General features: G+C 47.2%; 11 protein-coding genes. 4 read left to right on the plus strand and 7 right to left on the minus strand.

Features of this window, described 5'->3' with window-relative positions; translation table 11 throughout:
• Positions 1–15: 15 nt before the first annotated feature.
• The 3 genes from VCHENC03_RS14915 to VCHENC03_RS14905 all read right to left on the minus strand — a co-directional run bounded on the left by VCHENC03_RS14915 (position 16) and on the right by VCHENC03_RS14905 (position 3,488).
• Entirely contained in the window at positions 16–732 is a 717-nt protein-coding gene (locus VCHENC03_RS14915) for a 3'-5' exonuclease (protein WP_009705696.1), read from the minus strand.
• Positions 732–2,594, minus strand: a complete 1,863-nt coding sequence (locus tag VCHENC03_RS14910; protein WP_009705697.1) for a putative nucleotidyltransferase substrate binding domain-containing protein — start codon at positions 2,592–2,594, stop codon at positions 732–734. The genes VCHENC03_RS14915 and VCHENC03_RS14910 overlap by 1 nt, the downstream gene beginning before the upstream one ends.
• A gap of 174 nt (positions 2,595–2,768) precedes the next feature.
• A complete protein-coding gene (locus VCHENC03_RS14905) occupies positions 2,769–3,488 on the minus strand; it encodes a FadR/GntR family transcriptional regulator (RefSeq protein WP_009705698.1) in 720 nt (239 codons plus the stop codon).
• A 368-nt stretch (positions 3,489–3,856) separates the two neighbouring features.
• Here VCHENC03_RS14905 and VCHENC03_RS14900 point away from each other — a divergent pair, with 368 nt between their 5' ends.
• The 4 genes from VCHENC03_RS14900 to VCHENC03_RS14885 all read left to right on the plus strand — a co-directional run bounded on the left by VCHENC03_RS14900 (position 3,857) and on the right by VCHENC03_RS14885 (position 8,273).
• Positions 3,857–4,633, plus strand: a complete 777-nt coding sequence (locus tag VCHENC03_RS14900) for an SDR family NAD(P)-dependent oxidoreductase (RefSeq protein WP_005437107.1) — start codon at positions 3,857–3,859, stop codon at positions 4,631–4,633.
• A gap of 119 nt (positions 4,634–4,752) precedes the next feature.
• Entirely contained in the window at positions 4,753–5,469 is a 717-nt protein-coding gene (locus VCHENC03_RS14895; protein ID WP_005437108.1) for a FadR/GntR family transcriptional regulator, read from the plus strand.
• Positions 5,470–5,652: 183 nt separating this feature from the next.
• Positions 5,653–6,942 (plus strand): MATE family efflux transporter, encoded by a 1,290-nt coding sequence (locus VCHENC03_RS14890; RefSeq protein WP_032802642.1) that lies wholly within the window; start codon positions 5,653–5,655, stop codon positions 6,940–6,942.
• 260 nt (positions 6,943–7,202) lie between these two features.
• The gene (locus tag VCHENC03_RS14885; RefSeq protein ID WP_009705700.1) at positions 7,203–8,273 is read left to right on the plus strand and encodes a polysaccharide lyase family 7 protein; all 1,071 of its coding nucleotides are present in this window, start codon (positions 7,203–7,205) and stop codon (positions 8,271–8,273) included.
• 108 nt (positions 8,274–8,381) lie between these two features.
• Here VCHENC03_RS14885 and katG read toward each other — a convergent pair whose 3' ends face one another.
• From katG to VCHENC03_RS14865, 4 genes are all read right to left on the minus strand, one after another.
• Entirely contained in the window at positions 8,382–10,562 is a 2,181-nt protein-coding gene (gene katG, locus VCHENC03_RS14880) for a catalase/peroxidase HPI (RefSeq protein ID WP_009705701.1), read from the minus strand.
• A 231-nt stretch (positions 10,563–10,793) separates the two neighbouring features.
• Positions 10,794–12,830, minus strand: a complete 2,037-nt coding sequence (locus tag VCHENC03_RS14875; RefSeq protein ID WP_009705702.1) for a heparinase II/III domain-containing protein — start codon at positions 12,828–12,830, stop codon at positions 10,794–10,796.
• A gap of 5 nt (positions 12,831–12,835) precedes the next feature.
• Positions 12,836–14,266 (minus strand): glucuronate isomerase, encoded by a 1,431-nt coding sequence (gene uxaC / locus VCHENC03_RS14870; RefSeq protein WP_009705703.1) that lies wholly within the window; start codon positions 14,264–14,266, stop codon positions 12,836–12,838.
• A gap of 130 nt (positions 14,267–14,396) precedes the next feature.
• On the minus strand, positions 14,397–16,163 hold the full coding sequence (locus VCHENC03_RS14865; RefSeq protein ID WP_032802645.1) for a sodium:solute symporter family protein: 1,767 nt from the start codon (positions 16,161–16,163) through the stop codon (positions 14,397–14,399).
• Positions 16,164–16,204 lie beyond the last annotated feature (41 nt).

Raw genomic sequence — 16,204 nt, forward strand, 5'->3', positions numbered from 1 at the left:
GGAATGGTTAGAGAGTTAGAGACTCAATCGATAAAGGGTACCGATGGTGGTTTTTCCTTGAGGAGTAATGCGAGTTTTTTGTGCCAACAACAGCTCTGCAGTCGCGACCGCATCCGCTAACGCATTGTGCCCATTGTATTCTGGCAGGCCATAACGAGCGCGAGTGCCAGAGAGAGTGACATCAATTTCGTCACGAGGATTAATCGCTTTCTGTAGATGTTTTTCAATGCACATGGTGTCGAGCCAAACCAAAGGCGGTTCGCTGAGTTTAAACACCCGATGTAGATACTGATTGATGAACTGGGTTTCGACCACACACGCGTGAGCGACCAAGATCTTGCCTTTGGCGGCGTGGAAAAACGCTCGCATGGCATCATGGATTGAAACGCCCTCGGACAGCATTTGCGGCGTAATATGGTTGATCACCGCGGTTTCTGGTTTTATTTGCGAATCGCTATTGATGTACATGTGCTGGCTGGTGGCCAGATCCACTTTGCCATTCGCAATGTCTACCCAACCGATCGACAAAATCAAATCTTCTTCGCTGTCTAAGCCGGTTGTCTCCAAATCCAGCACAATGTAATTGGCGTCTTGTGCAAATTGCGCCGCTTCCAGACGTGGCGTTTGAACCAGCGCTTTGATGTGCTCTGGCATGGTTGTCTGTTTCACGTATTGCTCGCGCTTTCGATTCAGACGCGAGCAAGGATGAAAGTGTTCTAGGATTCGCTTCATTAACGGCTCCCAAAGCGCACTTTCGCCGCTTCCTGCAAATCAGCAATAATACGGAACGCGTCTTTCAGGTGCTGACGTTCAAAGCTACCGAACGTATTTGGATCGATGTGGTTATTTGGCTCTTCACCGCGTTTCAGCGCTTCTAACTGATGAGCAAAACGGAACGACAAGATGAACTGGTACGCGTTAAGGATATTCTTGTACGCATCTTCACTTAATACGCCCGCTTCATTCGCGGCTTTGAAACGCTCGTCGGTTGCGGTTAAGTCGCACTCTACCGCCAAACCGTAAATGCGTGCCAAATCGATGATCAGATTGATGGCGTATTTCTTCACATCGAGCGTCTTCTTGTTCTCCCCTGACTTCTCCAAAACCAAACTGTTGAAGATGCCCAACGGTGGGTTGGTGTTCACCGCATCGTTCACAAGCATGGAGAGGAACTCACGATTGCTGCGAATGTTGGTATGCAGTTCATCTCGCAAGATGAGCTCGTAATCTTTATTGCCGTAAAGGGTACGAATTTCCAAGAACACGCTGATGTTTAGCAAGCGCTCGTACTCTGGGTTAGCCACCCATTTCTTATAGTACTTCTTCCAGACGCTCAGAGGTTGGCACCACTTTGGCGTTGCGGCCATAAATTTGCCAGGACACAAAGGGTAATCACAGCTCGCAAGGCCGTTACTGACGATCATAGCAAGGTGCTTGAAGTAAATTCGGTCGTTCTCTGTCGCGTGGTCAGCAAGGACGATCGCGCTGTCTTGATCCGACAACATGTGGACTTCGTTTCGAGCGTGAGAGCCAGCCACAATCCATGAGAACTTACAAGGCGGTGGACCAAGTTTATCAATCGCGATTTGAATCAAGCGACGCGTGTAGGCGTCCATGATCATCGTCATCACTTTACCGATGACTTCCGGTGAAACGTGTCCATCTACCAAAGCTTCAAAGATAGCCTGGCGCTCTGGGGTAAAGCTCGACAGGGATTTCACGCTACCTGCGTATTTGATCTTCTCGATCAAAAAGATGGCTTGCACACGGTGGTTTTGCACAAGGTGTGTCGTAGTCAGTACGCCGACGACCTTGTTGTTTTCCACTAATGGCAGGTTGCGAATATTGTGCTGCATCATCATCGATGCGGCATGCAAGACGAGATCATCCGGTTTGATGGTTTGCGGATCGTGGGTCATCACTTCAGAAATAGGGCGGTCAATACTTACCCCTTGTGCGATAACGCGCTTGGTCATATCGCGGTCGGTAATCAAGCCAACGATTTTGTCGTTCTCGTAAACCACGGCGCAAGGGGAGCATTTGGTTAGCATCTCGTTTGCAACGGTTTGAATCGACTGGTCGGCAGTCACCACAGCAACGCGACCGCTGGCAACCTCACCAACGCGGCGAATGAACAAGCCTTTCTCTTTGTTTGACCACACCACATCCAACGCGGATTTCAAACGAACTTGCGCTTGAGAAGCAAAGTGCTCTGCACATTCAGGGTGGGTTTCAAATAGCTTTTTAAGCGCCGAGTTGGGAATCACGTAAACCAGTGAGTTCTCAATCGCGATGGCACGGTAGCCCTTCGTACTGTCGATTTGGCTGCCGAGAAAGGTAAAACCGAAGATGTCTTCTGGCCCCAGTTTCGCACGTAGCACACCATCGGACTTTCTTTGCTCCATAGAGCCAGTACGTATGATGTAGAGTGACTTTTCTTGGCCTGTCGCGCATTGGTCAATGACTTCACCTTTGCCAAGGTAGGTAATCTGCACGTGCGATGCGAGTTCACGCAAGGCTGGTTTTGGGATCTTGTCGAATGGGTCGATTTGCCCAATAAATTGCAGGATGTTTGGCAGCAAAGATTCAGTCATAACACAGCACTTTAATAAATTTAATTTGTATTATTATATATCTAAATTTAATCAAAGTATCACTGAATAAGAAGTTTTTTGTGAGGATAGAGAGGATTCTGGCTAGAACAAGAGGGGGAGTAGATACAAAAAAGCACGCGAAGGACGCGTGCTTTCTATGGTTTGTCGCTGAACTTATTTTACTGGCGCTAAGCGGTGCTTAGAGTCTAATAAGTGATTCGCTGATGCTTGGCGTGCTTTTTCAGAGTTGCCTGCCATGATTGCATCGTAAATCTGACGGTGCTCTTTGATACAAGTGCTGCCTTCTTCCGAAGAGTGCGCAATAAAGTTAACGAACATTGTCGTCAGGATATTGCCGAATGGTAGGTAGAAGTCGTTACCTGTTGCATTGAAAATCAGGCTGTGGAAGCGAGTATCCACTTCCATCCATTTTTCGTGATCAAACTCTTCCGCTTCTGCAACGTCGACCATCTGTTGGAAAGTTTCAGATAATTCAATACGTTGTTCCGCAGTCGCGTGGATAGCAGCAAGTGCACATGCCTCTGGCTCGATCGCACGGCGTAAACCAAGGAATTGACCACAGAACTGATCAGTATCAGCTAGACCGTCCATCCATTCAATCAGTTGAGGATCTAAGAAGTTCCAGTAAGCGCGGTTGATGACCCGAGTACCAACTTTAGGGCGCGACTCAAGTAGGCCTTTTGACGTTAGCAATTTCACTGCTTCACGTAGTGCAGTACGGCTGATGCCAAATTGCTCACAAAGAACCATTTCGCCAGGTAGGATAGAGCCCTGAGGAAGCTTACCAGACAAAATACCACGTGCGATTTCACGCGCTACTTGCACATGAAGGCTTCGCTTAGAGCCTGAGATAGAATGAAATTCGCCAGACATAATCTTCACTTAATTGCTAAATATGTATTATTTAAGCCGTACTATAGCACTCTTGCCCCCACCCACCAAGCAGATGTGAACGTAATATAAGAGGGTTCACAGAACGCGCGTTTTCACTAGACACAATCAATGATTGCGTTGACCTGACCGCTTCTTCAATATCGTTTTTATCACTATCAAGTTGTTAAATTATTCATACAAATAATAGCTGTAAAATCCTACTTGTTGTGACCTAAACCACAAATGCAACGCAAAACTGACGAATTTTGCCGGATCTCGCTCAATTGGGCGCAAATACGCTTGCGACCGAAAGATCTTATTGTATGATTTATTTCGAAAGCACGAATAACTAACATAGGTAAACCGTCATGTTTAACGATTTGAAAGGTAAGCGCGTACTTATCACTGGTTCTACGTCTGGTATGGGCCTAGCGGCGGCACGCGTGTTCGCAAAATACGGCGCTAAAATCGGCATTAACAGTCATCAAACCGGTCCTGACGCAGATGCAGCAGTGACTGAGCTAACCGCACTTGGTGGCGATGTTAAGTTTTTCCAAGCGAACCTTATGGTGACCGCAGATTGCGAAAAACTGGTTAAGGAATTTACCGATCATTTCGGTGGCATGGACGTGCTAATCAACAACGCTGGTGGTCTTGGCGGTCGTGAAAACCTAGAAAACATCGATGATGAGTTCTACAACCGCGTGATGGATCTGAACGCTCGTTCTGCGTTGATGACAACCAAATATTCAATCCCGCATCTACGTGCATCCGCAGCGGAATCTGGTGAGACTGCATGTGTGATCAGCACTGGCTCTATCGCAGCTCGTGAAGGTGGCGGTGTTGGTGCTGGTATCTACGCAGCATCAAAAGCGTGGTTACACGACATTCACCGTAACTGGGTGAAAGAGTTCACTAAAGACAACATCCGTTTCAACATCGTTTCTCCAGGCACTATCGACACCGCATTCCACGATGGTAAATCTGACGAGTTGAAAGCAGCAATCGCAAGCGGTATCCCTATGGGTCGTTTCGGTCGAATCGAAGAAGTAGCACCAACGTTTGCTTTCTTCGCTTCACACGCATGTTCTGGTTACATCACTGGCCAAGTGCTGGATGTAAACGGCGGACAAATGGCGCCATAAGCGCTGACCTATTTCGTTTCAGACGAATACACTGACCTCAAAAAGCCAGCTTCGTCTGGCTTTTTTTGATCATTTATCAAGTGCTATGGCACTGGAAGCATAATTATAAGGAGCGTCAAATGGCAAAGTTTTCTCTTGTGGAGGATTCACACCGCAAGATCCATGTGCAAGTTGCCAGACAAATCGCCCGCAAAATACTGTCAGGTGAGCTAAACCAAAATGAAAAACTACCCAATGAGATGGATCTCTGTGACGCGTTTGGCGTGAGTCGCACAGCATTACGCGAGTCAACCAAACTGCTATCAGCAAAAGGGCTAATTGAGTCAAAGCCGAAGGTGGGGACGACCATTCGCGCGCGCAACCACTGGCATTTTCTCGATCCTCAACTCTTGGAATGGATTCAAGATTTAGAAGATACCGAGCCGTTTCTGGCTCAGTTTTTGGGGCTGCGTAAAGCGATTGAACCAGAGGCTTGTGCCTTAGCGGCGAATAACGCAACAGCAGAGCAACGCAAAGAATTGTCGGTCATTTTTCAGCGTATGACCATGGCGGCCAATCGTTTCGATTATGACGATTGGACGGTCAACGACCACCTGTTCCACCAGACAATATTCCTTGCAACAGGCAATCAATTCTACATTCCGTTTAGCAATATCTTGTCGACCATCTTCAAGCAGTTTATCGATCATTCAGCTGAAGGCGGTCGATTCTGTATTGAAGAGCATCGTGCGATTTACGATGCCATTATGGCGGGGAATGGAGACCAAGCTCGTATCGCGTCGCATACATTGCTTAACGACGAAAACCAAAAACTGGCTCAGGTCGTCAACGGTTGATGAATCAACGTGTATTTGGCTTTGCTCTAGCGGTGAAAGGATAGGGCAAGGCCAACGTTTAGCGGCAACGGCTGGCTTGCTAGTTGCGCTTGTGACAACTCCGAAAGGTCTACCATGTCTTCCCAACCCTATATAAGAAAAAATCTGTCCCTTGCTTGGCCGCTGGCCTTGAACGCATTATTAATGCAGTCGATGTTAATGATCGACACCTTCCTTGTCTCACCACTCGGTGAAGTTTCCCTTGCTGCCATGGGTATTGCCACCACCATCGTCTCCTTTGTTTTAGGTATTCAAATGGCGTTGGCGAACGGCTCACAGTTGGTACTCAGTCGTGCAGTTGGATCTGGGCAACACCTATCGTTGAACAAAGGCTTTTGGGCGGGCTTAATTATCAACGTTTTGGTCGCGGTTGTGTTTTGGACACTGATTACCGCCTTCGACAAAGCGTTGATCAGTAAGTTGACCGACAACGTTGCTCTTTATGCAGAGACCGAACGTTACCTCGCTGTGGCCAAGTTCATCATCATCTTCAACGCGATTACGCAAGTCATGATTGCTTTATTTAATGCGCTTGGCCGAACCAAAGTGCCGTTCAAAGGTTACTTGATTGAGCTGCCCGTCAACATGGCAATGTCGTACGTGTTGATTCATGGCTTTGCTGGTTTTGAGGGGATTGGTGTGCAAGGCGCGGCAGCAGGCAGTTTAATCGCCATCACCATTCGATTGCTGTACCTAACTCTTTGTATTCGATGGGATGATTCCATCGTCTTGTCGATTAAGAACCTAGATGCGTCACTGAAGGCCAACACGCTGAACCACTTTAAAGAGATATTCCCCGTTGCAGCAAACGTAACCATGTTGCAAACCGGCGCGACTATCTACATGTTGTTGTACTCACAGCTGACATTGAACGCCTACGTAGCGATGACCATCGTGATGCCTTGGATCAAAGCGGGGACACAGTTCATCACGGCTTGGGCGCATTCGTCGGCGATCACGATCAGCCAAGCGATTGGATCTCGACAAATGGATGAGCTACGTAAGAATGTTGATATCAGCATCGACATGGCTGTGATGATCTCATTTGTCTCAGCGGCGTTCTTCTTGGTCTTAAGTTTTGTTCTACCGGATTTATACCCAGACCTAGACCCAAGCACTTACGTTGCCCTTGCTTCTATCGCGCCGTTATACGTCTTTCTGCCGATTGTTCGTGGCTATAACACGGTACACGGTCACGTGTTACGTGCGTTGGGCAAGACCACGGAAGTCTTCAAGATCAACTTCACGGGTCAGTGGATAGTGTCCATCCCATTGTGTGCATTAATCATTCTGCATTGGGAGCTCTCTTTCTTTTGGGCATTCGCCGTTATGCCATTTGAAGAAATAGTGAAAGCGCTGCCATTTAGGCACTTGGCGCGTAAATCACTTAACGAGTTTGATCTAAAGAAAGCTGAGAAGCTTATGTATGATTAATTTGTCGTTTTTATGTTGATTTTTCGTCTAATAAAGAGCCCTAAACGATGAGGGCTTTTTTGTCTCTATAGTTTACTGCTGAGTGTTTGGTTTAAATAACCTGCTTTTATCTATCACTTTTTCTTAAAGTTTGATCCAAGTAGAACTTGCGATGATCAAACTGTGAGCGATTTTACACACCCGATTTTCCGTTCGGTTTAATCTCTGGATTAATAATTAATATGTACGACAATAATACATAAATAAGGGAATCCAAATCCATGTGTAATAACAAAAGACTGAACAAGAACCTCCTCGCAGCCACCTTACTGACTACGTTACCAATGACCGCTTTGGCTCATAATCAGACACCTCATCCAGTGCCAGCGGATAAGTTCGATATGATGAACTGGAAAATCACCTTGCCAATGGACAAAGACAATAACGGTCGAGCGGATGAAATCGAAGGCGTGGCGATGCTCAGCTACTCCCATCACCAATTTTTCTTCTTAGATGAAAACGACAATATGGTCTTTGAAGTACCCAACATGGCCGTGACAACAAAGGGCTCAACGAATGCGCGTTCTGAGCTGCGCCAAATGGGGCGAGGCACTGATGTGGATATCAGCGTGAAAGCGCCAGAAAACAACTGGGCGATTGCCGCGCACCCTCAAGCGGAATCATTCAGCGCAGTAGGAGGAACATTAGAAGCGACGTTAAAAGTAAACCACGTTGCTACGCGCTCTAAGAATCCAGAAAAATACCCAGCGTATTCCGTCGTGGTAGGGCAGATTCATGCAGGCAAAGATCCGGCTCAGTTAGAGGCGAACACAGGGTTTGGACACGGCAATGAACCACTAAAAATCTTTTACAAGAAATGGCCTAACCATAAGATGGGATCGGTGTTCTGGACATACGAACGCAACCTAGCGAAAGCGGATCCTGATCGCACAGACATCGCTTATCCGGTATGGGGTAATACATGGGAAAGCAACGCCGAGCCGGGAGACAAAGGCATCGCACTTGGTGAGGAGTTCAGCTACAGCGTAAAAGTCGAAGGTAACATTATGCAGCTTGCATTTGAAGCTGAAGGCCACCCAACCGTGAAGTATGAACTCGACTTGAGCAATAACGTCGACGCCTATGGAAAAGTGGATAAGAAAGATTTCGCCAAAGGCTATGCGAACGAGTGGTTCTACTTTAAAGCGGGCGCTTACGGACAATGCAGCGTGAAAACTGGCGATAACTTCTGGGCGACAGGTTGTGAAGGAACGGGAGATTTCGAGACGGATAAGAAGAACGGCGATTACAGCAGCGCGACCTTCTCTGTCCTGAAGTTAAACGGCAAATAAGCCCCCAAATTGGGTACCTTGCTAAAGAAAATCCCTACCACGTGGTAGGGATTTTTAGTTGGTTACTAAGTTTTTTGGTGCTTATGTTTGTCGGCGTCTGGGAAAGCGTTATAGATCGAAGCGATCGTTGTTCATCACTTTCACCCAAGCTGCGACAAAGTCTTGGACAAACTTCTCTTTGTTATCGTCCTGAGCGTAAACCTCAGCGTAAGAGCGCAGTACCGAGTTAGAGCCGAATACCAAGTCGACACGTGACGCTGTCCATTTGGTTTGGCCAGAAGCGCGTTCGCGGATTTCGTACTCGTTATCACCGGTTGGATGCCATGTGTAGCTCATATCAGTGAGGTTAACGAAGAAATCGTTGGTCAGTGCGCCGACGTTATCGGTGAATACGCCTTGGCTCGTACCACCATAATTGGTGCCAAGAACACGCATACCACCAATGAGCACCGTCATCTCGACAGCGGTCAGTTGCATCAATTGGCTTCTTTCCAATAAGAGCTCTTCAGCCGTTACGACGTAATCGGATTTCAGCCAGTTGCGGAAGCCATCGTGAATTGGTTCAAGCACATCGAACGAATCGGCATCGGTCATGGCGTCCGTTGCATCTCCACGTCCTTGGCTAAATGGTACAGAGACATTTATACCTGCGTTGGATGCCGCTTTCTCGATACCAAGGCCACCCGCTAGCACAATCAAATCCGCCATGCTAATTGGCGAGTTGTGTGTGGTGCGAATATCGTCGAGCACGCTCAATACTTTCTGCAATCTTTCTGGCTCGTTACCCACCCAATCTTTTTGCGGAGCAAGACGAATACGTGCGCCATTAGCACCACCGCGACGGTCAGAACCACGGTAAGTACGAGCGCTGTCCCATGCGGTAGAAACCAGCTCAGCAATGCTCAATTCACTATTGAGAATCGCCATCTTGAGCGCGTCGATGTTCTCTTCAGATAGGTGGTAAGAGACAGGTGGTACGGGATCTTGCCAAATCAAATCTTCTGCTGGCACATCAGGGCCGAGGTAACGAGATTTAGGGCCTAGATCGCGGTGAGTAAGCTTAAACCAAGCGCGAGCGAAACAATCTTCGAAGTACTTAGGATCATCACGGAAACGCTCTGCAATCTTGCGGTATTCCGGATCAAACTTAAGCGCCATATCCGCATCGGTCATCATTGGATTGCGACGGATGCTTGGGTCTTCCACATCCACCGGCATGTCTTCTTCTTTGATGTTTACTGGCTCCCATTGAGCAGCACCCGCAGGGCTCTTAGTAACCCACCAGTCGTAAGTGAACAACAAGTGGAAGTAACCGTGATCCCATTTGGTTGGGTTAGTGGTCCACGCACCTTCCACGCCACTGGTGACGGTATCTCGTCCTATGCCGCGAGAGGTTTTGTTGAGCCAACCAAAGCCTTGGTCTTCGATTTCTGCGCCTTCCGGTTCAGGGCCGAGTAGGGAAGCATCACCATTACCGTGTGCTTTACCCACAGTGTGACCACCCGCGGTGAGCGCTACGGTTTCTTCATCGTTCATTGCCATGCGCGCAAAGGTGACACGCATATCGTGTGCAGTTTTGATTGGGTCAGGTTTGCCATCGACCCCTTCAGGATTTACGTAAATCAAACCCATCATTACGGCTGCAAGCGGGTTTTCTAGATCGCGTTCACCGGAGTAACGGTTGTTCTCGCCGCCACTTGGTTGCAACCACTCTTTTTCTGCGCCCCAGTAAATGTCTTTTTCAGGATGCCAAATGTCTTCACGACCGCCAGCAAAACCAAACGTCTTAAAGCCCATGGATTCATAAGCCATGTTACCAGCAAGAATCATCAAATCGGCCCAAGACAATTTGTTGCCGTATTTTCTTTTGATTGGCCAAAGTAGGCGACGTGCTTTATCTAGGTTGCCGTTATCTGGCCAACTGTTGAGTGGAGCAAAACGCTGATTACCTCGGCTTGCGCCACCACGACCATCCGCAATTCTATAAGTACCCGCAGAGTGCCACGCCATACGAATCATTAAGCCACCGTAATGACCCCAGTCCGCTGGCCACCAATCTTGGCTGTCGGTCATTAGATCTTTTAGGTCTTTTTTCACTTCCTCTAAATCGAGAGAGTTAAAAGCATCGGCATAATTAAAATCCGCGCCCATCGGGTCGGTTTTTTGGTCGTGTTGATGAAGAATGTCGAGGTTGAGGGTTTTCGGCCACCAATTGAATTCAGCTGCCTGTTGGTTGGTATTCGCTCCATGCATGACAGGACATTTGGAGTGATTGTTTTTGTCGCTCATCTCTTGCTCCCTAACTGGGGTTAGTGTTCCCAAAGTTTAGTTACAGGTTGCGTATTTCGCCCTTGCGGTTTTACGTTATATTTCGGGATTTTGTTCAAAAGATGATCAGTGTCATTCTTCAAGCGTGCTGCTTATAACGCGCGCTTATTTGCAATTGGAAGGTCATGTATAGAAAGGAATATTTAAAGAGACAAGGCCAGCATTTAGCTAGCCTTGTTTTGATGGAGATTATTATGGCTCCTGCTCAAACATGGTGATTCTTGCTGATTTAAAGTCATACATGATTCTAGTGCAGTTGATGTGCTCACTGCCGTTCGTGTTTGATAGAACGAAGTAGATACTTTCCTCACCCCAAGTTACGTCATTGACGTGGTAGTTACTCTGTTCCGAAAGATCATGAAGCACCAAGGTATTCAACTCGTGCGCCTGAGAGCGAATCAAGGAATAAGCGAGATCGGACGTTGCTGGATTGTCTGGTGCATTACCAATCAGCACTTCAACAGGTGAGTCAGCGTAGATGTGTTGACGAAATTCCGTTTGACCCTCTATTCCATAATTAAGAGAGAATGCCGTGTTTGGATCGCTTATCTGTGTATTCGTCATCCGTGCTAGAGCTCCGGATAGTGGGTTCGTAATTGGCTTCCAAGCCCCGTTTTCTGGTTGGAGAAGATGTTCACCTCGCACGTGATAAGTCAGATCCAATTGTTGGCTGTGTGGGTTGAGAATCGTATTTAGCTCAATGGCGACATCATCAAGCCAAATGAAGGCTCGACGGAACACTACATCTTGATACGCCTCTTTGTCCCATTGCACGATAGTATGGCTATCGACACTGGCTTCTGGTTGTGACCAATCCACAACGGCATCGATGGTGGTGTAATCCTCAGTTTGTGTAAAACCCAGTAATTGCGGGTGGATTGGGGATTGGTTTTGCTGATTCACCACCAGTGTATTGTGTGTTGCGGTGTTTTTGTAATAGCCATAATGCAGTTCTGCACCGTAACCTGTCGTGCCTAAATCGGGCAAAACCTCTTTGCCATTTCGCGTTAGGATAAAGCCGAGTCGGTCATAATGGTCGTGCTCACCGCCATACGGTGCGTGCTTGTACAACAGAGCATTATTCAATGTTGGGTGATGGGCAATGGTCAAGCCAGCGGCTTCGCTATGTGTTGAGTGACAAAGTAACGGGCTAACTTGAGGGAGTTCATCCACGCCATAGAGCAAAGCGTTGATGTTATCGCGACTGATGTTTTGATAGATGCTGGCTAAGGCACGAGCAAATTCTTCACACGGTGTTTGTTTGTAGGCAAATTCAAACAAGTGAGCATGAGTGAGCTTTTCTTGTCCTGCAATACAATCGTTCAAGCGAGGGAAATCCCCGGTGTTCATTACCAACTGTAGCGGGAATTTCAGTAACTTTAAGTAGTTTGGATTCGAGCTGACAGAGTACGGGGTTTGATGTGCCATTTTCTCGAAATTCAGCAAGGCTTGTAACGCGTAGTAGTGATAGTGGATCGAGCCTTCAAACCACATGCCTTCCCCGATACAACCGTGTTCTAGCTGATAGTGCAGTCCGTATTCGGTGTTGAGTGCGAAATCGAGATAACGTTGTTCATCAAGAATAAGGCCAATCACACCGATAGTCGCGTTTATCTTCATCTCATGGTTATGCAGCTGAGCGGTGCGATGCTCCACCAGAAAGTCCGCACCTTCTCGTAGTAATCGCAATTCGATATAGGCTTGCTGTTCTGGCGTTAGAGCTTGCTTGATGAAGTCATAGCCTCTAGCGAAATCAAGGTGACAGTTCGCCTCACACAAGGTTTGTGCGTTTGCTTTACCAGGGCCATTGTAAGGAATGCCACCGTGTACCTCGTAGTCTGGGTAATATTTTGCATACTGGAGCAGTATTTGTTTCACTTTCTCTAGATAACGGTCTTCATTGGTCAGATGCCACAAAAGCCCTAGGTCATAACACGCCTTGGCGTTTAACCCATTCAACCAACGCCACCATGCACCGTCGTACGGCTCACCAGTAAATGTTTTTCCATCAACAGGGCAGCAATGAGACGTTGGTTTATTCCGATCCCAAGTCAGTCTCACCCCATGTTCAGGGCAATAATAGAATAGGTTCCAAGTCGCACGCCCGTCTTCGGGAACTAGGACTTCGTGATTAAGCACAATTTGGTTATCTTCAATAAGCGCTTTGATGACAGAAGGCGTCGCGCGATGACGAATATTCTCCATTTCTTTGTTTGAAAATTGCAGCATGGCGGTTACCCCTCTAAGCCTTGATCAGAATTGAAGCGAAAGTAGCGTTTGGCGTTGTAGTAACAAATGTTCTCTATGGTTTGTTTGAGTAATGGTTCGTCGTGAGGTATTTCTCCTTCCTCGACCCATTTTGCTAAGAGGTTGCACAATACTCGGCGAAAATATTCATGTCGGCTAAAAGAGAAGACATTGCGAGAGTCTGTCAGCATGCCAATAAAACGTCCAAGCGCGCCGAGATTTTTGAGTGTTGTCAGTTGAGATTCCATGCCGTCTTTATGATCGTTAAACCACCATGCCGCACCAAATTGAATCTTCCCCGCGACAGTATCGCTGTCCTGAAACGCACCCGCCATGCAGCTTAGTACTGGGTTGTCGTTGGGGTTGAGATTAAAGAGTACCGTATTAGGCAAACACGAACTTCGATCCAGTTCACTCAGTAACTGGGAAAGGGCATGGGCATACGAATCACTGTTAATGACGCTAAACCCAGTTCCTCCACCAAGTTGCGCTTTGCGTCTTTCATTGACGTTCATTAAAACGCCTATGTGAAGTTGCATACTCCAGCCGAGTTGGTAGTAACGTTGACCTAGCTCGAAAAACAATCTGGATGTCAGTTGAACAAATGCAGTTTGGGTAATCGCTTGGTTTTGTAGAAGCTGTTGGAAGATGAGTTCTGCTTGCTCTTCACTGCATGGTTCAAAGCTTACGCTTGGTAAGCCTAAATCAGATAAACGACAACCCACTTCATGAAAGGCATCTAGCCTTGTTTGGATTACACAAAGATAATCTTGAAATGTGCCAATTGAGGTAGTGGTTAACTTCGATAAGTGTGTGAGTAGCGCATGAAACTTGTCGGTTTGGTTGAAACAAAACAACTCGTCAGCACGGAACGTCGGTAACACTTGCACCTTAAAGTTAGATTCTTTTAGCGCGAGATGGTGCTCTAGGTTGGATAAAGGCGAATCCGTGGTACACAAGGTTTCGACGTTTAATTGTTCCAGTACATCACGAGTACTGTTGTTTCCTTGTTTGAATTGCTGGTGGCTTAACCCCCAGATGTCTTTTTGATTGTCTGGATTGAGTAATAAATCGCAATCAAAGAAACGTTTTAGCTCCAGATGAGACCATTGATAAAGGGGATTGCCAATCAAGTAAGGCACGGCTTCGCACCATTTGGCGAACTTTTCTGTTTCCGTTGCATCACCAGTGATGTAGTGCTCGTCGATTCCGTTGCTTCGCATCGCTCGCCACACATAGTGATCGCTATTAAGCCATGCTTGGGTGAGGTTCTCGTGTTTTGTGTCCTGCCAAATGTCTTTTGCTTCAAGGTGATTGTGAAAGTCAATGATCGGCATCGGTGCCGCAAAGCGATGATACAGATCCTGAGCAAGTGGGCTGGAGAGAAGAAAATTATCGTGAATGTAAGCTTGATTCATGGTTCTTACCTCAAAAAGTATTCAGCGAGTCACTCTGTAAAAAATGACTGACTCAAGACTTATCTGTAGTTCGTTGTGAATGTAGGAGGCTCAACCCTTCGAGCCTCCAAGGTCTGAATTCAACCGAGAATTAGTGTTGTAATTGTGTCGACAGTACTTCAGTTTTCTTGGCGCTCTTAAGAAGCAAGGCACCAACGGTAAGTACAACGCCACCACAGAATAGGAAGGCCATGCGTCCCCAGAATGGATTTGGAATCAACACCATGGCGATAACCAAAGCGCCGAACACCAAGATCAGTCTGCCAAGCATGCTGCGTTGTTGACGATCCACTTCATCTTGTCCTTCAGCTTCCACCACTGGTGTATCAACATCCGTCCAAAATTCCGAAAGCTCTTTTGCGCGCGCTTCTTGAGGTGCTTTGTAGAACTTAGTGGTTAAGCAGAAGAAGCCACCTGTAATCAGTAGATGACCGATGATGCCGTTCATGACAATCAGGTCAGACGCTTCACGGCTGGTAAAGCCATTTTCAAGGTTTAGTACGTTAGCGATAACGTCTGGTGTGATAACAAAACTCACGAGATAAGAGACCACCATACCAACAGCAAGCGTTGCCCATGCTGCCCAATCCGGCGTTTTCTTGATGAACATGCCGAAGAACAACGGCACCAAGATCGGCATTTGAAGTAGGGTACTTACGTACATCATTGCGTCGAATAAGCTCAAACCACGCAATGAATTGATGAACAATGCGACCATGATAATCAGTACACCAAACACAATGGTGACCGCCTGGCTGACACGCATAAGCTGACGTTCGGACGCATCTTTATTGATGATTGGGTTGTAGAAGTTACGAACGAAAACACCTGCATTTCGGTTGAGGCCAGAATCCATTGAAGACATCGTGGCTGCAAACACGGCAGACATAAGTAGGCCAACCATGCCGACTGGCATCACACGTTCTACAAACACAAGGTAAACCGCATCGGCTGCTTTTCCGCCAAGTGCATCGACGTGCGCAAGTGCTGCGTCTGGGTAGATAACTGCAGTTACCCAAGGAGGCATAAACCAAATCGCAGGGCCAACAAGCATCAACACAAAGGCAAGCAGAGCTGCTTTACGTGCGTTGATAGAATCTTTTGCAGTAAGAAAACGGTAAGAGTCCTGCATGTTGTTGATGTTTTGCAACTGCTTAACGAACATGAAGATAAACCAAGCGACGAACAGCAATGGGTAGTTCATACCCGGTCCCATAATTGAATCGGTAGGAAACTGCTCGATCAAGTTACTTGGGCCACCGATCTTAATGATCGCCGCTACGGCACACACTACAGTTACGGCCATGATGACAACCATTTGGACAAAATCTGACGCCACAACGCCCCATGAGCCGCCAATCACAGAAATAAACAGAACGATCAAACCCGTGACAATGATGGTGGTCTCGATGTCAATTTTGAACACCGCACTCACGAACAGCGCCAAGCCATTCAACCAAATACCCGTGTAAACAATGCTGGTTGGCATTGTTGCCCAAGTGAACACTTGCTCGTTCGTTGCACCAAAGCGGCGGCGCACACCCTCTACAGGTGTCACTACTCGCATTTGACGGAAACGGTACGAGAAGAATAACCAAGACAACAAGAAGCCGAACGCATTCGCCATGAAGATCACCATGATCGGAAAGCCGTCAGTAAAGGCCTTGCCTGCTGCACCGGTAAACGTCCACGCACTGAACTGGGTCATAAACGCCGTTGCGCCTACCATCCACCACAACATCTTGCCGCCACCTCTAAAGTAGTCACTGGTTGAGTTACCGGCCAAGCGTTTAAAGATGATCCCGACAGCGATCATAAACACAAAGTAAACGGCGACTACGAGTATATCTATGTTCATTTTTGTACCCCTAGTGATTTTAAAAATAAGGTTTCTGTTTT

Source organism: Vibrio sp. HENC-03 (assembly GCF_000305755.2).
GTDB lineage: Bacteria > Pseudomonadota > Gammaproteobacteria > Enterobacterales > Vibrionaceae > Vibrio > Vibrio owensii.

Excerpts from the sequence above, each read along its gene's own strand:
- VCHENC03_RS14915 (WP_009705696.1), bottom strand. The coding sequence starts at position 732 with ATGAAGCGAATCCTAGAACACTTTCATCCTTGCTCGCGTCTGAATCGA.
- VCHENC03_RS14910 (WP_009705697.1), bottom strand. The coding sequence starts at position 2,594 with ATGACTGAATCTTTGCTGCCAAACATCCTGCAATTTATTGGGCAAATC.
- VCHENC03_RS14905 (WP_009705698.1), bottom strand. The coding sequence starts at position 3,488 with ATGTCTGGCGAATTTCATTCTATCTCAGGCTCTAAGCGAAGCCTTCAT.
- VCHENC03_RS14900 (WP_005437107.1), top strand. The coding sequence starts at position 3,857 with ATGTTTAACGATTTGAAAGGTAAGCGCGTACTTATCACTGGTTCTACG.
- VCHENC03_RS14895 (WP_005437108.1), top strand. The coding sequence starts at position 4,753 with ATGGCAAAGTTTTCTCTTGTGGAGGATTCACACCGCAAGATCCATGTG.
- VCHENC03_RS14890 (WP_032802642.1), top strand. The coding sequence starts at position 5,653 with ATGCAGTCGATGTTAATGATCGACACCTTCCTTGTCTCACCACTCGGT.
- VCHENC03_RS14885 (WP_009705700.1), top strand. The coding sequence starts at position 7,203 with ATGTGTAATAACAAAAGACTGAACAAGAACCTCCTCGCAGCCACCTTA.
- katG (WP_009705701.1), bottom strand. The coding sequence starts at position 10,562 with ATGAGCGACAAAAACAATCACTCCAAATGTCCTGTCATGCATGGAGCG.
- VCHENC03_RS14875 (WP_009705702.1), bottom strand. The coding sequence starts at position 12,830 with ATGCTGCAATTTTCAAACAAAGAAATGGAGAATATTCGTCATCGCGCG.
- uxaC (WP_009705703.1), bottom strand. The coding sequence starts at position 14,266 with ATGAATCAAGCTTACATTCACGATAATTTTCTTCTCTCCAGCCCACTT.
- VCHENC03_RS14865 (WP_032802645.1), bottom strand. The coding sequence starts at position 16,163 with ATGAACATAGATATACTCGTAGTCGCCGTTTACTTTGTGTTTATGATC.